A 20,423-nucleotide genomic window follows, 5' to 3' on the forward strand; every position below is an offset into this window, starting at 1 on the left:
ATGATTACCAAGTCTAAAAATTTATTACTCGCGTCAAGCTTACTTGTTGCAGCAGGCGTTGCCAACGCCGGATACGACATTAAGTTATCGGAAGACGATAAAATATCTTTTGGTGGTTATATTAAAGTAGATGCACGTTATGTTGATGGTGATGTGGCCTATAGACCTTATTGGATTGGTACAGGATCTAAGCTTGATAATAGCGCTTCACAATTCAACTTATTCGCTAATGAAACGCGTTTTAATATGAAATATACCCATGGTGATGTGATGGGCTTTATTGAAATGGATTTTTGGGGCGGTGGCGGTAACGAAATCGTTTCAAATTCTGCAAACCCTCGTATTCGTCATGCATTTATCAAATACAAAAATGTACTAGCAGGACAAACTTGGTCAACGTTCATGAACACAAGTGCTATTCCAGAATCAGCTGACTTTGCCGGTGCAACGTTAGGTTTAGTCTTTATTCGTCAAGGTCAAATACGTTATACCATGGGTGATTTCCAGGTATCACTTGAAAACCCTGAAACTTGGGGTGGTGATACAGCCAACGACAATGTTCCAGATGTTACTGCACGTTATAACTTAAAAGGCGATTGGGGTAATGTGTCGTTCTCTGCATTAGCGCGTCAATTAAATACAACCCTAGGTAATACTGAAACAGCTATTGGGGCTTCAATTCTTTGGTCGTATTAAAACGGTTGGTAAAGATGATTTTAGATTTCAATTCCATCAAGGTGAGTTAGGTCGTTATGTAGGTGCCGCTTTTGCTACTGATGTTATTGGTGAAGAAGTTGAAGATGTTACCGCCTACCTTGCAGCTTACCGTCATTATTGGACAGACACTTTACGAACTACTGTACTTTATGGTGCAGCAGAAGCGGATGTTTCTGGCGCTGATAGAAGTCAATGGGGGGTTAACTTATTCCAAGACTTAACTAAACAATTAGCGGTAGGTGTTGAAGTAGGTAATTTCAAAATGAAAACTCTTGATGCTGATTCAAACTATGCACAGCTTTCATTGAGGTATGTACTTTAGTTTTATAACAAAACTTTGTTGACGTAACAGTTCCCATTTGTTGTTACGTTTTGGAGGGGGATATTCCCCCTCCCTTTTTTATCGACAGGACGTACGATATATCGCGATGAAAGGATGTCAAAGAGCGTGTATTACGCACATATTATTTATATTAATTTAGGAGAGTGAGTATGACTGAGTCAATACTCAAAGTAGAACATGTTTCATTGGCGTTTGGTGGTGTTAAAGCACTGACTGACGTTAGCTTTGAGGTTCCCCGAGGCTCTGTATTTTCCATTATCGGTCCTAATGGGGCAGGTAAAACATCCATGCTTAACTGTATTTCTGGTCGTTATCGTCCTAATTCTGGCGCTGTTATTTTTAATGATCAAAATGTGACTAAGTTAAGTCCTAACGACAGGGCAGATCTTGGTATGGGACGTACTTTTCAAAATTTAGCCCTTTTTGGTCATATGTCAGTATTGGATAACATCATGGTTGGTCGTCACCATTTATTGAAAAATAACTGGTTAACAGGGCCATTATATTGGGCATCATCTGCACAAAAAGAAGAGCTTGCCCATCGTCGTTATTGTGAAGAAATCATCGACTTTTTAGAAATTTCACATATCAGAAAATCTGTTGCCGGTACGTTATCTTATGGTTTACGTAAACGTGTTGAGCTTGCACGTGCAATGGCTTTAAAGCCCGAATTAATTCTTCTTGATGAACCTATGGGCGGTATGAATTTAGAAGAAAAAGAAGACATGGCGCGTTATATCCTTGATTTAAACGAAGAATTTGGCATCACAGTTGTGATGATTGAACATGATATGGGCGTAGTGATGGACATTTCTCATAAAGTAATGGTACTTGATTTTGGTAAGAAGCTCATGGCGGGATTACCTGATGAAGTAATGGCTGACCCACATGTTAAACGTGCTTACCTTGGTATAGAAGATGATGAAGTAGATGATATCTATGAAGAACAGGAGGCAAGTTAATGTCGAGCCAATTAAAAATAAATGCTTTTAAAGCAAGTAACGATTTTGATATGGGGGAGTTAGATACTTTCCCTAAAATACTAAGACATAATGCTAAAAACTGGCCTAATGATATTTCCATGCGTGAGAAAGAATTTGGCATTTGGAACGAATTTACTTGGCAAGATTATGAAAACCGCGTTAAGTGGCTTTCGCTTGCTTTACGAAAATTAGGTGTTCAACCTAAAGATGCCATCGCATTATTAGGTGATAACCGTCCTGAATGGGTTTGGGGTGAAATTTCGGCCCACGCGATGGGGTGTTATTCTATTGGTATTTTCCAAGATTCATTACATGAAGAAGTGGTGTATTTACTAAATAAAAGTAACGCCACCGTGGTTATTGCCGAAGATGAAGAACAATGCGATAAATTGCTTGAACTTGGTGAGCAAGTATCAGAGGTAAAATTTATTGTTTATTGCGATCCTCGAGGTATGCGTAAATATGACGATAAGCGTTTAATTAGTATTGAAGATATTTACAAGCAAGGCCAAGAAATAGATAAAAAATTTCCAGACTTATACAACACATATGTTGATTCAACTAACGCTGATGAAACGGCTATTTACTGTACAACGTCAGGTACAACTTCTAAACCTAAAATTGCTTTTTTAGGTGGCGGTAATTTTGTTAAACACTGCAGCTCGTATTTACGTGCTGATCCTCGTCAAGCCGGCGATAATTATGTATCAGTACTGCCATTGCCTTGGATTATGGAACAAGTATATGCCGTTGGACAAGCCTTAATTGCCAGACAAATAGTTAATTTTGTGGAAGAACAAGAAACTTTAATGGCTGACTTACGAGAAATAGGCCCAAGTTTTGTGTTACTTGCTCCACGAGTTTGGGAAGGTATTTTAGCGGATGTCAAAGCTAGGATGATGGACTCAACGCCACTAAAACAAAAATTGTTTGATTATGCATTTGCTATAGCAGAGAAAGCGCAAAACCAAGGAAAACGTTCATGGTTTGCCGACTTGTTATTGATGAAAGCGTTAAAGGATAGGTTAGGTTTTACTTTTCTTAAATCGGCTGCAACGGGTGGCGCCGCTATGGGACCAGATACGTTTAGATTTTTCCAAACTATCGGTGTACCACTACGTCAGCTATATGGTCAAACAGAGCTTTGTGGTGCATACACAGTGCATCATGCCGAAGATGTCGATTATGACAGTGTGGGTATTGCTTTTGACAGTGCCGAAGTAAAAGTTATTAATGCTGATAAAGAAGGCGTTGGTGAAGTTATCGCGAAAACAGTGGGTATGTTCACGGGATATTTAGATAATCAAGAAGCTTATGACGAAGATGTAATTGATGGTTGGATGCACACAGGTGATCTTGGTTATGTTAAACCTTCAGGCCATTTAGTGATTATTGACCGTATTAAAGATTTGGCGAAAACCGACAATGGTGTGCAGTACTCACCTCAATATATTGAAAACAAATTGAAATTTTCATCTTTCATTGGTGAAGCCGTGATCTTAGGTAAAGATAAACCTTATTTAAGTGCGTTAATTTGTATTCGTTTTTCTATTGTATCTAAATGGGCTGAACAACAAGGTTATGGTTTTACTAACTATACCAGTCTTGCTTCATTACCAGAAGTTTATCAAAAGCTGACAGATGAAGTTGAAAAAGTAAATGCAACCTTACCAGACGCTCAAAAAATCAATAAATTTATCTTATTGTATAAAGAATTAGATGCTGATGATGGTGAGTTAACGCGTACCCGTAAAGTGCGTCGGACTGTTATTGCCGATAAATATGGCGACATTATTACTTCAATTTATGACAACAAAGAGAAGGTGGATGTTGATACTGTTATTACCTTCCAAGATGGCGGTAGCTCACGAATTCAAACGCAGCTTAAAGTGGCTACGTTAATTGAAAACGATGGGCGAGCAGTGTCGAAATCTAATAACAACCCATCACAGAGGAAAGCATCATGAATTTTGAACTCTTACTTCAATTAGTCACCAATGGGCTTATTGTTGGTTTGCTATACGGCGTTATCGGTATGTGTTTTGTGTTGGTGTATAAATCAACACAAATCGTTAACTTCGCCCAAGGTGAATTTTTACTTATTGGTGCCTGGGTTTGTTGGGCATCTCTGATTTATTTAGAACTACCATTTTTTGTTGGATTTTTGTTAACGCTCGTGTTTATGGCCGGTTTTGGTGTGCTGCTCCAAATGATAGTGCTACGTCCTATGATTGGTGAACCAATTATATCAGTGATTATGGTGACTATTGGCTTGTCAATATTCTTCCAAGCTTTAATGAAATGGATATTTGGTGTTTCGCCTCAAAGTTATCCGCAGGTATTTGATACTCAAAATATTAATATTTTTGGCCTAAATATCGAAATGGCTTATCTCATGAGTACGATTATTGCACTGTGTATCATGGTTGCCTTCTTCTTATTCTTTAAGTATTCAAGACATGGTTTAGCGATGCGTGCCACAGCTTTTGATCAACAAGTGTCACAAAGCTTAGGCATATCTGTAAAACATGTATTTGCGATGGTGGGGAATTGCAGCCACAGTATCAGGCACTCTTGGTGTGGTTATTGGTATGGTAAATGGTGTATCTGATTCACTTTCTATTATGGGGATTAAAGTCTTTCCAACCGTAATTCTAGGAGGATTAGACTCTATTGTGGGCGCTATCGTTGGCGGTATAACCATCGGTGTTTTAGAAAATGTCGCTGAGTTTTTTGATAGTCAATATTTACATGTGGGCAATATGTACGACATCGCACCATTTTATGTGCTGTTAATTATTCTTTGGTTCAAACCATACGGTTTATTTGGCACGAAAGATATTGAGCGTATATAACGCCAATTAACAGACAATAACAATTTTTTAGGAGTGATTTATGTCTAGTTTAACTATGCGCCCGTGCGGAGATTTTCGTACTAGCTATAAACAAGATAATACAATTTTTGAAACAAAAACTATTCGTTGGGTGACTATTTTAACCATAATTGCCTTGTGTTTTGCACCCTTTGTACTCGGTGGGTACTTTATTACGTTACTCATTCAAATATCCTATTTGGGGATAGCCGCTTTAGGTTTGAACATTTTAGTGGGTTACACCGGGCAAATTTCACTAGGACACGGTGCTTTCTTTGGTTTTGGTGCATTTGCCTCAGCTTGGTTAAATACAAGTTTTAATATACCGGTGTTCTTATGTATTCCCTTAGCCGGTTTTTTAACCATGGGTGTTGGCATGATGTTTGGTGCACCGGCTGCGCGAATTAAAGGCTTATATTTAGCGATAGCGACCTTAGCAGCACAATTCATTATTGAAGATTTTTTTGCACGAGCAGAATGGTTTTCAGGTGGCGCTCTTTGGGTCAATGGCTGAACCCTTAAACTTGTTCGGTTTTATTTTTGATACCGATAAAAGTTTTTACTATGTCGCACTTTTTGCTTTAGTTTTTATGTTTATTTGGGGCTGTAACCTAATGCGTAGTCGTGATGGAAGGGCATTCGTCGCTGTACGTGACCATTATTTGTCAGCTGAAATCATGGGCGTTAAATTAAATAAATACCGTTTATTATCTTTTGGTATTTCATCTTTTTATGCCGGTATTGGTGGCGCACTCTATGCTCATTATTTAGGTTATGTTTCAGCTGAAGGCTTTACCATCATGATGTCTATTCAATTCTTAGCCATGATTATTATTGGTGGTTTAGGTTCAATAAAAGGCACATTAATGGGCGTTATCTTTATGGTCTTTTTGCCTGAAGTTTTAGGCAATATCGTTGGCTTAATGAAAATGACTGACTGGGGCAATATTCCCATGGTTGTTGATGGTTTAGCTTATATCAAAGAAATGGCTATTGGTTTGGTCATTATCGGCTTTTTGATTTTTGAACCTGAAGGCTTAGCACATCGTTGGGCTCAAATTAAAAATTACTGGAAATTCTATCCGTTTGCTTATTAAACATTTTAATTTGAATAAATTAATAACGATTTAAAAAGTAATGGAGAATAATGCGCAGTTAAATTGATGGGGAGAGCAATTTATTTAACTGCGTAACGTAAAGCAAGCAAGCATAAAAATAATATTTACCTCACTTATCTGTGGGTAAGGTAACAACAATTTAAGGAACATCACATGAAAAACGTTATGAATAAAAAATTATTACTAAGCTCAATTGCAACCAGTATTGTGTTAAGCATTACTAGTCAGGCGCAAGCGCAAGATTCAGTGTTTGTTGGCCATTTAGCTGACATGTCAGGCCCTACCGCTTTTGTTGGTAAAAACTACGCAGATGGCGTGCGAGATTCTCTTGCATATATTAATGCGCACGGTGGTATAAATGGTACAAAACTTGAGTCTGAAACCATCGATTACGCTTATAAAGTGCCACAAGCGATAGCATCTTATAAAAAATGGAAGACCCGTAAAAAAATGGTGGCGATGCAAGGTCAGGGGAACGGCAGATACAGAAGCATTAATTTCCTTTGTTGCACGTGATAAAACGCCAGTGTTTTCTGCTTCTTATTCTGGACATTTAACTGATCCAACAGGAAAAAATCCGCATACAAAAAAACCGGCACCTTATAATTTCTTCTATGGCGCTTCTTATTCAGACGCGTGTCGTGGTCTAGTACAATGGGCTGCGGAAGACTGGAAAAATAAAGGTAAAACAGGCCAACCGAAATTTACTCATATTGGTGCTAACCACCCATTCCCTAATGCTCCGAAAGCAGCGTGTGCCGAATATGCGGAAGAATTAGGTTTTAACGTGTTACCACCAGTTGTGATTTCAATGAAGCCCGGCGATTTTAAAGCACAATGTTTAAGCATTAAAAGCTCTGGTTCGAATTACGGTTATATAGGTAACTTAGGTGGTTCAGTACTGTCTTTAGTGAAGTCTTGTAACACTGTAGGTGTTGATATTCAACTTATGTCAAACATTTGGGGGGGTGATAAAGAGGTATTTGAAGCGGGTGGTGAAGGCATTAAAAACTATATATTCCCAACGATGACACCTTTTTGGAATGACCAAGTACCTGGTATGAAGTTGGTTCGTGAAATTTCTAAAATGTCAGATGAGTCAGGTGAAAAAGAACGTGTACATCATTATATTCGCGGTGTTTGTTCAACTTACTTTATGAAAGAAGCAATGGAATGGGCAAAAGATAATGGTGGCATTACGGGTGAAAACATTAAAAAAGGTATGTATGTTCATAAGGACTGGGTACCAAAAGGCTTAGAGGGTGTGTGCTTAGCAGCTAACTGGACCAATGAAGATCACCGTGGTATTAACCAAGTTAATATTTACAAAGGCAACTATGTCGACGGTAAAGTTGAGATAGAAAAAGTGTCACAAGTAACTTTAAAGCGTCGTGATGACTGGTTAGGTTATTAATCCTGTCTTATTTGATAATTGTTGGAACACATAACGTTCCTATTATCTGATAACTATCTCGCTTTCAAAAGCGGGATAGTTATATTTTCAACGGAGTAAATATTATATGTCACAGGCGGCAGCAAAAATTAAAACAGCTTCACCTATGCTTTCAGTTAACAATATTGAAGTGGTTTATGACGAAGTTATACAAGTGCTTCGTGGAGTGTCTCTCGATGTGCCAGAAGGTGAAGTGGTTACTTTACTAGGGCCAAATGGTGCAGGTAAATCAACAACATTAAAAGCTATATCCGGTTTACTTAAAACTGAATATGGTGAGGTTACTAAAGGTGATATTACCTTTATGGGTGAGCGTATTGATAAGAAAAATGCAGAAGATGTAGTACGAAGTGGACTTTTTCAGGTCATGGAAGGACGTCGAATTATTGAAGACATGACATCTATTGAAAACCTTAAATTAGGGGCTTATACCCGTAAAGATTCGCAAATTAATCAAGATATCGAAATGGTATTTAATTATTTTCCTCGCTTAAAAGAACGTACAGGTCTTGCAGGTTATTTATCAGGAGGGGAGCAACAGATGCGGCGATAGGCAGAGCATTAATGGCGCGTCCTAAAATGATTTGCTTAGATGAACCATCCATGGGGTTATCACCATTATTAGTAAAAGAAGTTTTCGGTATTATTAAAAAAATAAACCAAGATCAAGGTATTACCATGTTGTTAGTTGAGCAAAATGCTAACTACGCCATTAAAGCTGCAGACTATGGTTACATTATGGAATCAGGGAAAATTGTACTTGATGGTACGCAAGAACAACTGCTAAGTAATGAAGACGTAAAAGAATTTTATTTAGGTGGTGGTAACGAGGAGCGTAAAAGCTTTAAAAACTTAAAATCTTACAAACGACGTAAACGTTGGTTGTAAGCATCTGAGACGTTTGTAATTTATCTGAATTTTAAAATAATCGAGTTACCATGAAACAATATTTTTATGAGAGAGAGTGCCAAAACCCAGAATTGCGCGAGCAATCATTATTGGCGCGCTTGTCTGATTTTATCACTTATGCAAAGCAAGAATGTCCACATTATCAGCAAACTTTAGCGCATATTGATGCTGAAAAAATAACAACCCGAGAACTACTCGCACAACTTCCCATTACGAGAAAATCAGATCTAGTGCGTTTGCAGGCAAAAAATTCACCTTTAGGTGGGTTGAATGCTAAAAACGCCAAGATAGGTCGAATTTTCCAATCACCGGGGCCGATTTATGATCCTGAAAATACCAGTGATGATTGGTGGCGAATGGGACAAGCCTTTTATTCTGCTGGCTTTAGAAAAGGCGATTTAGTACAAAATTGCTTGTCTTATCATTTGACCCCGGGAGGCTTTATACTCGACTCAGGCGCTAGAGCATGTGGTTGTGTGGTGATCCCCGCAGGGCCGGGGCAAACCGATTTGCAACTTGATATTATTGAACACCTTAAACCGCAAGGTTATGCAGGTACGCCCTCATTTTTAAAAATATTGCTTGATAAAGCTAAGGTTGATAACCGAGATATAAGCAGTTTAACTAAAGCTTTGGTTACTGGTGAAGCATTACCATCAGCACTTCGATCTGAATTCAATGCAGCGGGCATTGCAACACTGCAAGCCTATGCTAGTGCTGATGTGGGACTTATTGGTTTTGAATCAAAAAATGATGATGGATATATTATTGCCGAAGATTTATTGGTTGAAATTGTTCGTCCGGGAACCTTAGAACCTGTTGCTGAAGGTGAAATTGGTGAAGTAGTGGTAACAAGTTTCAATCTAGATTACCCACTTATTCGTTTTGCTACAGGTGATTTATCTGCAATAAAAACCGGTGTGAGTGACTGCGGTCGAACGAATATGCGTATAAAGGGCCGGATGGGGCGAGCAGATCAAACTACTAAAGTGAAAGGGATGTTCGTCCATGCCGAGCAAATAGAGAAAGTTAGGTTGGCTTCTGCAAATATTGAAAAAATGCGTTTGTCAGTAACCCAAGTTAATTACAATGATCAAATGCATTTACAATGTGAATTAGCCTCTAATAATAACTCTGAAGCTGAACTCGCAGAAATTGTTGAAAATATTAGTGCAACATTGAAAAAAATAACTAAATTAACGGGCTCAGTTGAAATTGTTGCTTTAGGCACTTTAGCAGACGATGGTAAAGTGATTGATGATTTACGAACCATTGGTTGAGTTGTGTGATACCCAATTGGCACTATTATATTAAACCGTAAATGTAAAGGATTGAAAATGAATAAAAAAGCATTTCAAGATTGTTACCCAGAAGAGTTAAGCCATTGTTATGGTTGCGGTAAAAATAACCCTGACGGCCATCAATTAAAAAGTTTTTGGCAACACATTGATCAAAATAACTTGCTAGAAAGTACGACTATTGCTCATCATATGCCCGATAAGGTATACACGGCTATTCCCGGCTTTGTCTACGGTGGTATGATTGCCTCATTAATTGATTGCCATGGTACAGGCAGCGCTTCTGCTATGGCTTATTTGTCTCAAGGACGTGAAATGGGGAGTTTACCGGCATTACGCTTTGTTACCGGAGCACTTAATGTGAGCTTTTTAGCCCCTACACCACAGGGCGTTGAATTGGAATTAATTGGTCGTTTTAGTGAAATAAAAGAACGAAAGGTTATTGTTGATATAACCTTATCAGCCAATGACATAATTTGTGCTAAAGGGCAGGTTATTGCTGTGTTAATGCCAGATAGTATGGTTAAGTAAAGTAAAATAACCTGAGCTCGGCTTAACAAATGCTTCTCTAGCAGCTATTTTTCCTTACTTCTGCGTTAAATTTACTTGCAATAGACCGGCTATTGACGCGAAATTTGCCTTGAATTAAGAAAAACTATCAAGCTAGAGATATATTATAAAAAATTTTATCAATATTTCAATTTGTTAGCTATCTCTTAAGCCGAGCTCAGGTTAAAATAGTAATAACAACCTAATGTTGAGTTGTTATGAATTTAATTGTTTTATATGGTGCAGAGCGATGTTGTTAGGGTTGTTTTTTGGTAAATTGCCAAGCGACAAAACGACTTATTTTTTGTCCCTGCGCCATATTAATAACGTTAACCTTCGAAACCTGTGCTTTTTTCAAATACAGTTTTATTTTAGATAAATGTTCTTTTTTAGACACTAAGCAAGTAAACCAACCAACTTGCGTTTGATATTTTTTACTCTCACTGATCATTTGCTGAATAAACGCCAACTCACCACCATGACACCATAATTCAGCTTTTTGCCCACCAAAATTTAAGGCTCTTTCATTACTTGTTTTTTTGCCTTTTTGTAAATTCTGCCATTTTCGGTTAGTGCCTGAACTTGCCTCCTCTAATGATTTATGAAAGGGCGGATTGCACAGTGTTAGATGATAGTATTCTCCTGTGTTAATAATACCTTGAAAAATATGTTCGCTATTATTTTGTAAACGGCAAGTAATGTGTTTGGCAACCGTTTTATTGGCATTAACATTTAAATTAGCCGTGTTGACAGAAACAGGGTCAATATCAGAAGCAACAAAATGCCAACCGTATGCACGTGCGCCTAACATGGGATAAATACAAGTTGCTCCGGTACCAATATCTAAGACTGAGATCCGTTTTGTAGTTATTTTGTCTTCTTTTAATAAATCAGCAAGGTAGTGAATATAATCAACCCGTCCTGGAATAGGAGGGCACAAATACCCTTGCGGAAAATCCCAATGTTCAATTTGATAATATGTTTTCAATAAAGCCACATTTAATGCTTTTACTGCGCTAGCGTTGCTAAAATCTATAGTGTCTTGTTGATTATATTTATTTTTTATAATAAACGGAGATAGTGATGGATTTGCTTTTTTTAACGTAGCAAAGTCGTAGCCAGAACGATGTTTATTACGAGGATGCAGTGCGGTTTTTATAGTCATTATTTAGGTTTGTTACCTATTTTAAAATAACCATTACTGGTGAATTGCACGACTTGTTGTCTTTTTTTCCCGATAAGAATAGGGCCATCATCCATAAATAAAAAATTTTTCCAACAGCGTTTAAATACCACCCATGTTGTTTCAATTATATTGTCTCGGCTAGAACAATAATAAACAACCGTATTATTATCCCAATCTATATGTGTGTTAATAAGTTCAGGTAAGCTCTCATCAGTACTATCCCAAACCCCTTCCCATTTTCCTTGCTCTATCCAATTGCTTTTGTCAAATGGCCAATCACCTTTTTTGAAAAAATCGGGGTGATCAGCTTGGCGACTAATGAAAGTATCCCACAAAACATTCGCGCGATCCTTTGCCATAGGTTTGATTTTTGCTAAATCATTTTCATGAATAGGTAGGCTTTTATGCTTAAAAATCCAAGCATTTTTTAATTGTTCTAATGGGATGTAGCTCATTAATTAGTCTCTACGATGATACTAAGGCATATAAGTAGATTATACGGGAGTCAGTATATATTTATAATGAATTTGAACAATATTTTTCTAAAGGGGTATAAAGAATATCACCAGATAAGTTTTCAAAAAGCACATGCACTTGTCATATAGGGTAATTCAGTGAATACTAAAACTAGTTTAGCTAACTCGGTGTTGGCAGTATCGGTAATAAATAAAAAGTATTCCTCGTATCTAAAGCGTACTTATCATTATGGAAATCAAGAGCCGAGTAGTCGTTATTATTATTCGAAAGTTTAAAGGAGTGTTTGGTGGATAAATACCTAATTACTAAAAAAGAAATTGAAGAGATGGAAGGGGTATCAAAAACTCATTTCGTTAATGAAAATGCACAAAGAGTAAATAAATCACTTGGTGATCATACCGGTTTAACGGGCTTTGGGTTTCATATTATCGAAATACAGCCTGGTTATGACTCTACAGAACTTCATAAGCATTATTATGAGGATGAGTGTGTTTATATTCTAGAAGGTGAAGCTACGGCTGAAATAGGTGATGAGACTTATTTAGTACAAGCGGGCGATTTTATTGGATATCGTGCTGATGGCTTAGCCCACAAGTTAACCAACAATAGTGATTGTGTTTTAAAGTGTATCGTCGTAGGCCAAAGGTTAGATCACGATGTGGCTGATTACACAAATATTAATAAACGTATCTATCGCAATAAGGGATTAAAATGGAATTTAGTAAATATTGACGATATTGAGGAGCCTGTTGCGGGTAAGAAAGTATAACAAGCTGAGTAAATGTGGAGAAGAGTCGGCATTATGTACACAACCATACTGCAGACACTTGTTTTAATTTTACTGTTTGTGCATACATCCTTGGTACTTTTTTAAACACTAGTAGTACAAGGATACAGCGAAAGATTTAGTATTATTTACTATCCATTGCATTGTTTTCATAAATCCGTATTATGCGCGACTTTCACTATTATTTTTAGCTAATACTCGCTTGTGTTACTGGAAATATATCATCAATAAGAGTGTGTAAATTTTAATGAGAAAGTTGTTGTCGTCACCTGTAAAAATGCCATTATCTGCTGCAGAAAATCAGATTTATCAAAATACACTTAAATATGTTACTCCCTTAAGTTTGAATTTAATGGCGGTTAAAGTGATAAATAGACCCGAAGACTTCACCGGGTGGTGTGGCGAAGTCATTAGGCTATGTCGTGAAGATCTTAAAATTGAATTACTTGATGATGAACAATTTGCTCCATTAAAGAAATTGCAGCAGACCCTTGAAGAGGGGTTTACCATTGGTCAATGTAAAATGGCGCGGATTGCACCGTGGCCTATATTTGTTGATTTTATTGAAGAACAAAACACCATACACGCCTTAGATGAACGCTTACGTCTTTTAAATTATAGTAATAAGTATTGCCAAAAACCTTTAGCTGACTTATCAACTGAAGACCGTTTAGTCTTTGCGGGTAAACACACAAACCATCACAACTACCAAACGTATGATTTTGATTGTGAATGGTTTGCTAGTACTAAAGGGGCTAAGGTTTTCCATGGATTACTTGAGCAATTCCCTGAAAAATTTGATGCAGCATTATCTCATATTCCATTGGTTGGTGAAGTGAACTATGACCATTATCAAAACTTTGTAAGTGATTTTCAGGCGATTTTTTTAGCAAATACACCAGATAACTCACAGGGAAATAGCACAAAAACTAAAGCTCCCTTAACTGTTGCAACTCGTTTATTAGCGATGCGACGCCCAGATCAATTTATCGCCTTAAATAATAGTAAAATTGATATATTCTGCAAAGGACTATCTATCGTTAAATTCTCTAACACGGACTTTTCATCTTATTGGCATGACATGATAGGAACCTTACGTACTTTACCTTGGTGGAACCAAACCGAGCCGCTGCCTTCGGTTAATAATAGTGTTAATAACAGTATCGAAAGCATTATTGGTAGTGCCCCTGAAATGGTTACTGAGCATGACGAAACAACCATTGAACAAGAAAATCATAATACTAGTCGTGAACTTACATTATGGAATAACCGAGCAATTTTAATCGATTTATTTTTGTTTGCTGATCCTGCTTTAGCACAAAACTCAAACTATGTTCGTGCTCGTGATAAAGCGCTAAATAAGCCAGTAAATAAGTTACAGTCAAAATCACGCACTACATTCAGAAAGAATAGTACTGAGTCTATCGAATCTTTGGTTGATAAAGCACTTATGGCAGAAGATTTACCTGAGTATATGATTTCGAAACGAGACTCTATAATAAGCCAAGTTAAAAAAGGACACAGTGTTGAAAAAGCCATCAGTTTAATGCGTGCTATTTTTGGTTAAACTTATCTTTTCAATATAGGAAAGTTAGTATTTTATGTGTGTTATCTAGCAAAAATAAATACCCGCTTTACCGCTTAATATTTTGTGTCCGCTTTATACTAAACGGACACTCTAATGTCCGAACGGACAATTTAAACAATTAAAAACGGACACCTAAATTGTTTGGTTAAAATAATTCCTTTATTTAACAATATCTTATCTTTTATTTCGGTGTTGGCATAGAACTAGCTGTAGTAATGGTATGTAAAACTATAGCGAAGTGAATATGATTAGCTCTACTGCAAACATTTAATTAGGCAACATTTAATTAGGCCACCCATAATAACTTTTGTAACATTTAATTAGGCCACCCATAATAACTTTTGCAACTTTCCCAGCATTTAATTAGGCCACCCATAATAACTTTTGCAACTTTCCATCATTTACCATCATTTAATTAGGCCACCCATAATAACTTTTGCAACTTTCCCAAAGATAAACTACACTTAGTTTACCTCAATCAAGTATGGACACTATTGTGTTATCAGGCCACCCATAATAACTTTTGCAACTTTCCCAAAGATAAACTACACTTAGTTTACCTCAATCAAGTATGGACACTATGATGCCTAAACCACGCTCACAACAAATTAGTTTACTCAATACCCCTTATTACCACATTTGTAGCCGCACTGTACGCAAAGCCTTTTTATGCGGGGTCGATAAAGAAACTGGCACTAGCTTTGAACACAGACGCGGTTGGATTGAAAAACGCCTGTTTCAATTATCCCAATCTTTTGCTATTGATATTTGTGCCCATGCTATCATGCACAATCACTTACATTTAGTGCTGCATGTGGATTGTGAGCAAATAAAACAGTGGTCCACAGCAGATATTCTTCAACGTTGGCATTTAATTAGGCCACCCATAATAACTTTTGCAACTTTCCCATTTAATTAGGCCACCCATAATAACTTTTGCAACTTTCCCATTTAATTAGGCCACCCATAATAACTTTTGCAACTTTCCTAGTATAAACTACACTTACCTTACCTTAATCAAGTATGGACACTATGATGCCTAAACCCCGCTCACAACAAATTAGTTTACTCAATACCCCCTATTATCACATTTGTAGCCGCACTGTACGCAAAGCCTTTTTATGCGGGGTCGATAAAGAAACTGGCACTAGCTTTGAACACAGACGCCGTTGGATTGAAAAACGTCTGTTTCAATTATCCCAATCCTTTGCTATTGATATTTGTGCCCATGCTATCATGCACAATCACTTACATTTAGTGCTGCATGTGGATTGTGAGCAAATAAAACAGTGGTCCACAGCAGATATTCTTCAACGTTGGCATCAACTTTTTAAAGGCACGCTCCTCACACGCCAATATTTAAACAAACAACCACTGGCTGACTATCAACTCACCATGGTTGAACAAACCGCTAAAGTATACAAAGAGCGTTTAATGGATATTAGTCGGTTTATGCGCTCCTTAAATGAGCCTATCGCAAGGCAAGCCAATCAAGAAGATAAATGCACAGGCCATTTCTGGGAAGGACGGTTTAAATCTCAAGCCTTGCTTGATGAAGGTGCTTTATTGTCGTGTATGGCTTATGTTGATTTAAACCCAGTACGTGCCGCTATCTCCCCTACACCCGAGCAATCAAGTTTCACCAAACATTCAATTACGTATTAAAGCGGCTATTAACGGTGAGCAACCCAAGCAGTTACTCCCTTTTACTGGTAATGAACATCAACACAAAACCCAGGGCATAAGCTTCAGCTTGAAAGACTACTTAACCCTTGTAGATGAAACGGGGAAAGTAATTCGAAACGATAAACGTGGCGCGATTAACCCAAAAGCGTCTAACATTTTAGCCAGACTACACATCAGTGATGAAAGTTGGTTAAAACTCACCACACAATTTGAATGTATTTTCACGGGCGCTGTCGGAACAGCTGAGCACTTAAGTGAATTTAGTGAACATGTAGGCTTAAAGCGAACACATGGCATAGCCAATGCCCAAGCTTGTTTGAATAGTGCTTAATCACGTCACTTAGCGACAAAACTATAAAACCATAGCCTAGATAGCATTTTGACAATGTTACGGCACACACTCACCTAAAATTCAGAAAAAGTGACGTTAGAGCTAAGAAAACCGATCTCCGAGCCATTTACCTGATCATTACGTCAATTATTTTAATAAAAAATAATCTGATTTACGTGTCGCTATTACTTTTGTATATCATGGGTGGCCTAGTTAATTCTCTCCCTTTTACTGGTAATGAACATCAACACTCCCAGGGCATAAGCTTCAGCTTAAAAGACTATTTAACCCTCGTTGATGAAACAGGGAAAGTAATTCGGAACGATAAACGTGGCGCGATTAACCCAAAAGCGTCTAACATTTTAGCCAGACTACATATCAGTGATGAAAGTTGGTTAAAACTCACCACAAAATTTGAATGTATTTTCACGGGTGCTGTCGGAACAGCTGAGCACTTAAGTGAATTTAGTGAACATGTAGGCTTAAAGCGAACACATGGCATAGCCAATGCCCAAGCTTGTTTGAATAGTGCTTAACCACGTCACTTAGCGACAAAACAATAAAACCTTAGCCTAGATAGCATTTTGACAATGTTACGGCACACACTCACCTAAAATTCAGAAAAAGTGACGTTAGAGCTAAGAAAACCGATCTCCGAGCCATTTACCTGATCATTACGTCAATTATTTTAATAAAAAATAATCTGATTTACGTGTCGCTATTACTTTTGTTTATTATGGGTGGCCTAGTTAATTACGTGTCGCTATTACTTTTGTTTATTATGGGTGGCCTAGTTAATTATCGCTATTACTTTTGTTTATTATGGGTGGCCTAGTTAATTATTTATTATGGGTGGCCTAGTTAATTATGGGTGGCCTAGTTAATTATTATGGGTGGCCTAGTTAATTGGCCTAGTTAATTGTTAATTAAATTAGTTAATTAGTTAATTAGTTAATTCTTTAACAACCGAGTCTTTTGAGTATTTTAGTTGAATCGCTAAAGCTCGGCATAGTGTATGAGATTATACCGTTTAGTTCTTTGTTTTTAATCATTTGCTGACAATATTTAGTATTTCTAGGTAAGTCTTGATCAAATAAAAAACTTGCACTATTGCCTTTTAAATCATAGATAATTTTAAAGTATGCTGATGGAATAGTGTGTGATTCATCAGCGCCTGGAAGAGGCTCTTTATCTTCTAAATATAGCGTGCCAGTTATCACATAAAGTGAATTTCTAAAGCTGACAGCATTGCGCACAGCAATTTCTAATGCAACCCATGAACCTTGATTTAACGCTGATTTTTGAGGTGTTATATTGGATAGGTAGTTTAGTTCTGTCCAATTTTTATGCCCAGAAAAACTCGCTAATGGGGCTTGATGTCCTCTGTCAGTTTTTAATTTCTTAAAAGCACCTTTATAATCAGACTCCTCCAAAGATTCATCATCATCAATCAAGATATCATTCCCCCAGTTTCTACCAGGGCTATCACCAAAATTAGTTACATTGACTTCGTAGGCCACCCAATCTGCAAATTTTGTCTTTGGGTTATTACTTAAGACATAAGTATGGTTGAACACTACGTCATTATTTATGATATTCAGGCTAGGGCAACCTAAAGGACAACTTACGCTTCTAATTTCTGCATTCACTAAAGCGCTACAAAGAGTAAGTGGTAACAGTACAAGTTTTTTCATTTTAACCTTTAGTATTTTTTACCTATATCAAAATAACTTCACATCTACTATCGGTTAATGTTGCAGCAAAAGTATCCTTTAACTTATATGAATTTATATCACAAAAAACGACCATGCGAACTACGCAGAGTGGTCTTAGTAAATGAACATTCCTTTGAGTGATTTTTTTAAATTTTTGGTGATTGGTATTTAGGTATTTAATTAATTTAGATCAGGGAGTAAGTAACACCTGATACAACGTTAGAAAGCAAAAAGAGCTACCCTAAGGTAGCTCTTTCAATAAAATGGTGCGCGGTAAGTGATTCGAACACTTGACAACTCGCAAGTCAGGCGAGGACTCTACCACTGAGCTAACCGCGCAAAAGTGGTTTGTTGAATAACTCAACGGGCGCTATGTTAGCCGTCAACTAATGTGCTTGCAAGTGCTTTTGTTCAATTTAGCCCAAATAAAGTTTAATTGCTTGTTTTTAAGTCAATACGTCGTTGCACTACGCGTAAACGCCAAGCAAGCAAGATAGCAGCGGTTGTTAAACCGGAAATAACACCTATCCATAAACCATAAGCACCCATTTTTGGAACAACTAAATCGGTGATACCTAAAATCACGCCAACGGTTAAACCAACTAACCAATAAGAAAAAAAGGTGATATATAAAATAGACTTAGTATCTTTATATCCTCTGAGTGCGCCTGCAGACACTACTTGAACCGTATCAGAAAACTGATATAAAGTTGCTAATAGCATAATATTAGCGGCAAGCTCAATAACGGGAAGCTCCGCCGTGTAAATACTAACAATTGGAACCCTAAAAACGACTGTAATAATGGCTGTGAATACGGCAAGGAATAGTCCCAATGTTATAGCATGAGCAGTGTAGTCTTTCGCTTTTTGATGATCATTATGGCCAATAGCATTACCTACTTTTATGGTTGTTGCCATCGCTAAACTTAAAGGAATCATAAAAATTAAACCGCTAAAATTCAGCGCTATTTGATGACTAGCAACGGTTTCTGCACCAAACGGTACTAAAATTATTGCTACAACAGCAAATAGACTCACTTCAAATAATAGTGATAAGGCGATAGGTATTCCTAATGTCAGAATACCCTTAATTTCGATGAAATTGGGCCAGTAAAATTTTTCAAAAAGTGGTGCTTCTTTTAATCTTTTAGAATTAAAAGCATAAATAAGCATACCAACAAACATAACCCAGTAAACAATGGCTGTGGCAATACCACAACCCGCTCCACCTAATGCCGGTGCGCCAAACTCACCGTAAATGAAAATATAATTGGCGGGAATATTAATTATCAAGCCAACAATACTAATGATCATGGTTGGCTTGGTATAGGAAAGGCCTTCAGCATAATTTCTTAAGACTAAATACAAACAGTACCCAGGAGCGCCCCAGATAATATAGCGTAAGTAATCTAATAATAATGGTTTAAGGTTACCTTCTAATTCTAGAGACGGTGCAATAATAGGAACAAGTAAATAATATAATCCGATGAGAGATAAACCTAATATCAAGGCAATCCATGCTGTTTGATAAGTATGTTTACTAATAGCTATATAGTTTTTGGCACCATCAAATTGAGACACAATCACTGAAAGAGCCATGATTAAGCCGTAAATTGTTAATATAAGTGGTAACCAAATACTATTAGCTACGGCAACAGCTGCCATGTCGATAGCACTCACACGACCACCCATAACAATATCAACAAATCCCATCAAATTTTGAATCAGTTGGGCGATTAAAATGGGGTATGCAAGTTTTACTAAACTTTTTGTATGAGAGAAAAAAGAGGTAAAATTCATTAAGTGCTTAAATAGATAATTTAAAAGAGAAAATAGTTTCGCCATCATATTGAATAAGGTAGATACTGGCAACTAATAAAAAATGTATTATTCATTACTTCTGATCAAGGCAAAGCTTAAACTAAAAAGTCAAAATATTGGTTTAGAATTGTTATATTTATAGAAGAATATTTACTTTTTATCTTGAACATCGAGGTATTTTAATTTGTTTTCAATACCATCCCATTCGTCGGCATCTATCGGTGCTGCTTTAACTTCTGTGATTCGTGGCCATACTTTGGCTAAATCAGCATTTAATTGAATGAACTCTTTTTGATTTTCAGGTACATCATTTTCTTGATAAATAGCACCGGCAGGGCATTCTACTGGGCATAAGTCACAATCAATGCAGTCGTCTGGATTGATAACAAGAAAATTAGGTCCCTCAAAAAAAGCTTCAGCAGGGCATACCGCCACGCAATCAGTATATTTACAACGAATACAATTATCTGTTACCACAAAAGCCATGTTTTTAAATTCTCACTAAACAATATTATGTAGATCATACCTTGCTTTATTTTAAATTCAATCAGTTGTTTTCATTGGTATGAGTCTCACTATCAGGTAAAAT

22 protein-coding genes, 1 tRNA gene and 2 pseudogenes are annotated in these 20,423 nt (G+C 37.1%); 19 read left to right on the top strand and 6 right to left on the bottom strand.

The genetic code is table 11. The features are described from left to right. From L3081_RS12140 to L3081_RS12190, 14 genes are all read left to right on the top strand, one after another. Positions 1-696 carry a DcaP family trimeric outer membrane transporter gene (locus L3081_RS12140; RefSeq protein WP_338027319.1) on the top strand — a complete coding sequence of 232 codons (696 nt, stop codon included), beginning with the start codon at positions 1-3 and terminating at the stop codon, positions 694-696. Then, positions 668-1,039 carry a hypothetical protein gene (locus L3081_RS28280; RefSeq protein ID WP_338027320.1) on the top strand — a complete coding sequence of 124 codons (372 nt, stop codon included), beginning with the start codon at positions 668-670 and terminating at the stop codon, positions 1,037-1,039. Before L3081_RS12140 ends, L3081_RS28280 begins: the two co-directional genes overlap by 29 nt. A gap of 170 nt (positions 1,040-1,209) precedes the next feature. Continuing rightward, positions 1,210-2,022 carry an ABC transporter ATP-binding protein gene (locus L3081_RS12145; RefSeq protein WP_242286432.1) on the top strand — a complete coding sequence of 271 codons (813 nt, stop codon included), beginning with the start codon at positions 1,210-1,212 and terminating at the stop codon, positions 2,020-2,022. Then, entirely contained in the window at positions 2,022-4,010 is a 1,989-nt protein-coding gene (locus tag L3081_RS12150; protein WP_242286434.1) for a long-chain fatty acid--CoA ligase, read from the top strand. The genes L3081_RS12145 and L3081_RS12150 overlap by 1 nt, the downstream gene beginning before the upstream one ends. After that, positions 4,007-4,654 carry a branched-chain amino acid ABC transporter permease gene (locus tag L3081_RS12155; RefSeq protein WP_242286436.1) on the top strand — a complete coding sequence of 216 codons (648 nt, stop codon included), beginning with the start codon at positions 4,007-4,009 and terminating at the stop codon, positions 4,652-4,654. The genes L3081_RS12150 and L3081_RS12155 overlap by 4 nt, the downstream gene beginning before the upstream one ends. Next, a complete protein-coding gene (locus tag L3081_RS29375; protein ID WP_242286437.1) occupies positions 4,635-4,898 on the top strand; it encodes an ABC transporter permease in 264 nt (87 codons plus the stop codon). The genes L3081_RS12155 and L3081_RS29375 overlap by 20 nt, the downstream gene beginning before the upstream one ends. A 40-nt stretch (positions 4,899-4,938) precedes the next feature. Further along, on the top strand, positions 4,939-5,430 hold the full coding sequence (locus L3081_RS26920; protein ID WP_274620513.1) for an ABC transporter permease subunit: 492 nt from the start codon (positions 4,939-4,941) through the stop codon (positions 5,428-5,430). After that, the gene (locus tag L3081_RS26925; RefSeq protein ID WP_338027321.1) at positions 5,405-6,013 is read left to right on the top strand and encodes a branched-chain amino acid ABC transporter permease; all 609 of its coding nucleotides are present in this window, start codon (positions 5,405-5,407) and stop codon (positions 6,011-6,013) included. Before L3081_RS26920 ends, L3081_RS26925 begins: the two co-directional genes overlap by 26 nt. A 174-nt stretch (positions 6,014-6,187) precedes the next feature. Further along, complete coding sequence (locus tag L3081_RS26930) at positions 6,188-6,550, top strand: ABC transporter substrate-binding protein (RefSeq protein WP_274620514.1); 363 nt, start codon at positions 6,188-6,190, stop codon at positions 6,548-6,550. Between the two features lie 10 nt (positions 6,551-6,560). Beyond that, positions 6,561-7,448: an ABC transporter substrate-binding protein gene (locus L3081_RS12170; RefSeq protein WP_338027322.1), complete on the top strand. Its 888-nt coding sequence runs from the start codon at positions 6,561-6,563 to the stop codon at positions 7,446-7,448. Between the two features lie 106 nt (positions 7,449-7,554). Then, entirely contained in the window at positions 7,555-8,040 is a 486-nt protein-coding gene (locus L3081_RS29380) for an ABC transporter ATP-binding protein (RefSeq protein WP_242286439.1), read from the top strand. An 11-nt stretch (positions 8,041-8,051) separates the two neighbouring features. Further along, a complete protein-coding gene (locus tag L3081_RS29385; RefSeq protein ID WP_242286441.1) occupies positions 8,052-8,375 on the top strand; it encodes an ATP-binding cassette domain-containing protein in 324 nt (107 codons plus the stop codon). A 50-nt stretch (positions 8,376-8,425) separates the two neighbouring features. After that, entirely contained in the window at positions 8,426-9,676 is a 1,251-nt protein-coding gene (locus L3081_RS12185; protein ID WP_242286442.1) for a phenylacetate--CoA ligase family protein, read from the top strand. A gap of 57 nt (positions 9,677-9,733) precedes the next feature. Continuing rightward, the gene (locus L3081_RS12190; RefSeq protein WP_242286444.1) at positions 9,734-10,225 is read left to right on the top strand and encodes a PaaI family thioesterase; all 492 of its coding nucleotides are present in this window, start codon (positions 9,734-9,736) and stop codon (positions 10,223-10,225) included. Between the two features lie 274 nt (positions 10,226-10,499). Here L3081_RS12190 and rlmF read toward each other — a convergent pair whose 3' ends face one another. Then, complete coding sequence (gene rlmF, locus L3081_RS12195) at positions 10,500-11,408, bottom strand: 23S rRNA (adenine(1618)-N(6))-methyltransferase RlmF (RefSeq protein WP_242286446.1); 909 nt, start codon at positions 11,406-11,408, stop codon at positions 10,500-10,502. Further along, positions 11,408-11,884 (bottom strand): DUF2947 domain-containing protein, encoded by a 477-nt coding sequence (locus tag L3081_RS12200; protein WP_242286447.1) that lies wholly within the window; start codon positions 11,882-11,884, stop codon positions 11,408-11,410. The genes rlmF and L3081_RS12200 overlap by 1 nt, the downstream gene beginning before the upstream one ends. Before the next feature lie 308 nt (positions 11,885-12,192). Between L3081_RS12200 and L3081_RS12205 the strand changes: the two genes are divergently transcribed. The 5 genes and pseudogenes from L3081_RS12205 (at position 12,193) to L3081_RS12225 (ending at position 16,834) form a co-directional block, all read left to right on the top strand. Continuing rightward, on the top strand, positions 12,193-12,675 hold the full coding sequence (locus L3081_RS12205) for a cupin domain-containing protein (protein ID WP_242286449.1): 483 nt from the start codon (positions 12,193-12,195) through the stop codon (positions 12,673-12,675). Between the two features lie 277 nt (positions 12,676-12,952). Beyond that, positions 12,953-14,260 carry a hypothetical protein gene (locus L3081_RS12210; RefSeq protein WP_242286451.1) on the top strand — a complete coding sequence of 436 codons (1,308 nt, stop codon included), beginning with the start codon at positions 12,953-12,955 and terminating at the stop codon, positions 14,258-14,260. Between the two features lie 604 nt (positions 14,261-14,864). After that, positions 14,865-15,152: pseudogene (locus L3081_RS12215) on the top strand (transposase); the annotation flags it as partial. 164 nt (positions 15,153-15,316) lie between these two features. Then, positions 15,317-16,298: pseudogene (locus tag L3081_RS12220) on the top strand (transposase). Positions 16,299-16,474: 176 nt separating this feature from the next. Continuing rightward, a complete protein-coding gene (locus L3081_RS12225; RefSeq protein WP_242286453.1) occupies positions 16,475-16,834 on the top strand; it encodes a hypothetical protein in 360 nt (119 codons plus the stop codon). 423 nt (positions 16,835-17,257) lie between these two features. Here L3081_RS12225 and L3081_RS12230 read toward each other — a convergent pair whose 3' ends face one another. The 4 genes from L3081_RS12230 to fdxA all read right to left on the bottom strand — a co-directional run bounded on the left by L3081_RS12230 (position 17,258) and on the right by fdxA (position 20,320). Then, complete coding sequence (locus tag L3081_RS12230; RefSeq protein ID WP_242286455.1) at positions 17,258-17,992, bottom strand: DNA/RNA non-specific endonuclease; 735 nt, start codon at positions 17,990-17,992, stop codon at positions 17,258-17,260. Between the two features lie 285 nt (positions 17,993-18,277). Continuing rightward, positions 18,278-18,352, bottom strand: a tRNA-Val gene (locus L3081_RS12235). A 93-nt stretch (positions 18,353-18,445) separates the two neighbouring features. Then, entirely contained in the window at positions 18,446-19,813 is a 1,368-nt protein-coding gene (locus L3081_RS12240; protein WP_242286457.1) for an MATE family efflux transporter, read from the bottom strand. Between the two features lie 171 nt (positions 19,814-19,984). After that, on the bottom strand, positions 19,985-20,320 hold the full coding sequence (fdxA, locus tag L3081_RS12245) for a ferredoxin FdxA (RefSeq protein WP_242286459.1): 336 nt from the start codon (positions 20,318-20,320) through the stop codon (positions 19,985-19,987). Positions 20,321-20,423 lie beyond the last annotated feature (103 nt).

The organism is Colwellia maritima (assembly GCF_022669015.1).
GTDB classification, from domain to species: Bacteria; Pseudomonadota; Gammaproteobacteria; order Enterobacterales; family Alteromonadaceae; genus Colwellia; species Colwellia maritima.

Bases quoted from the DNA above. Each gene is read 5' to 3' on its own strand.
- L3081_RS12140 (WP_338027319.1), top strand. From the start codon at position 1: ATGATTACCAAGTCTAAAAATTTATTACTCGCGTCAAGCTTACTTGTT.
- L3081_RS12145 (WP_242286432.1), top strand. From the start codon at position 1,210: ATGACTGAGTCAATACTCAAAGTAGAACATGTTTCATTGGCGTTTGGT.
- L3081_RS12150 (WP_242286434.1), top strand. From the start codon at position 2,022: ATGTCGAGCCAATTAAAAATAAATGCTTTTAAAGCAAGTAACGATTTT.
- L3081_RS12155 (WP_242286436.1), top strand. From the start codon at position 4,007: ATGAATTTTGAACTCTTACTTCAATTAGTCACCAATGGGCTTATTGTT.
- L3081_RS29375 (WP_242286437.1), top strand. From the start codon at position 4,635: ATGGTAAATGGTGTATCTGATTCACTTTCTATTATGGGGATTAAAGTC.
- L3081_RS26920 (WP_274620513.1), top strand. From the start codon at position 4,939: ATGTCTAGTTTAACTATGCGCCCGTGCGGAGATTTTCGTACTAGCTAT.
- L3081_RS26930 (WP_274620514.1), top strand. From the start codon at position 6,188: ATGAAAAACGTTATGAATAAAAAATTATTACTAAGCTCAATTGCAACC.
- L3081_RS29380 (WP_242286439.1), top strand. From the start codon at position 7,555: ATGTCACAGGCGGCAGCAAAAATTAAAACAGCTTCACCTATGCTTTCA.
- L3081_RS29385 (WP_242286441.1), top strand. From the start codon at position 8,052: ATGGCGCGTCCTAAAATGATTTGCTTAGATGAACCATCCATGGGGTTA.
- L3081_RS12185 (WP_242286442.1), top strand. From the start codon at position 8,426: ATGAAACAATATTTTTATGAGAGAGAGTGCCAAAACCCAGAATTGCGC.
- L3081_RS12190 (WP_242286444.1), top strand. From the start codon at position 9,734: ATGAATAAAAAAGCATTTCAAGATTGTTACCCAGAAGAGTTAAGCCAT.
- rlmF (WP_242286446.1), bottom strand. From the start codon at position 11,408: ATGACTATAAAAACCGCACTGCATCCTCGTAATAAACATCGTTCTGGC.
- L3081_RS12200 (WP_242286447.1), bottom strand. From the start codon at position 11,884: ATGAGCTACATCCCATTAGAACAATTAAAAAATGCTTGGATTTTTAAG.
- L3081_RS12230 (WP_242286455.1), bottom strand. From the start codon at position 17,992: ATGAAAAAACTTGTACTGTTACCACTTACTCTTTGTAGCGCTTTAGTG.
- L3081_RS12240 (WP_242286457.1), bottom strand. From the start codon at position 19,813: ATGAATTTTACCTCTTTTTTCTCTCATACAAAAAGTTTAGTAAAACTT.
- fdxA (WP_242286459.1), bottom strand. From the start codon at position 20,320: ATGGCTTTTGTGGTAACAGATAATTGTATTCGTTGTAAATATACTGAT.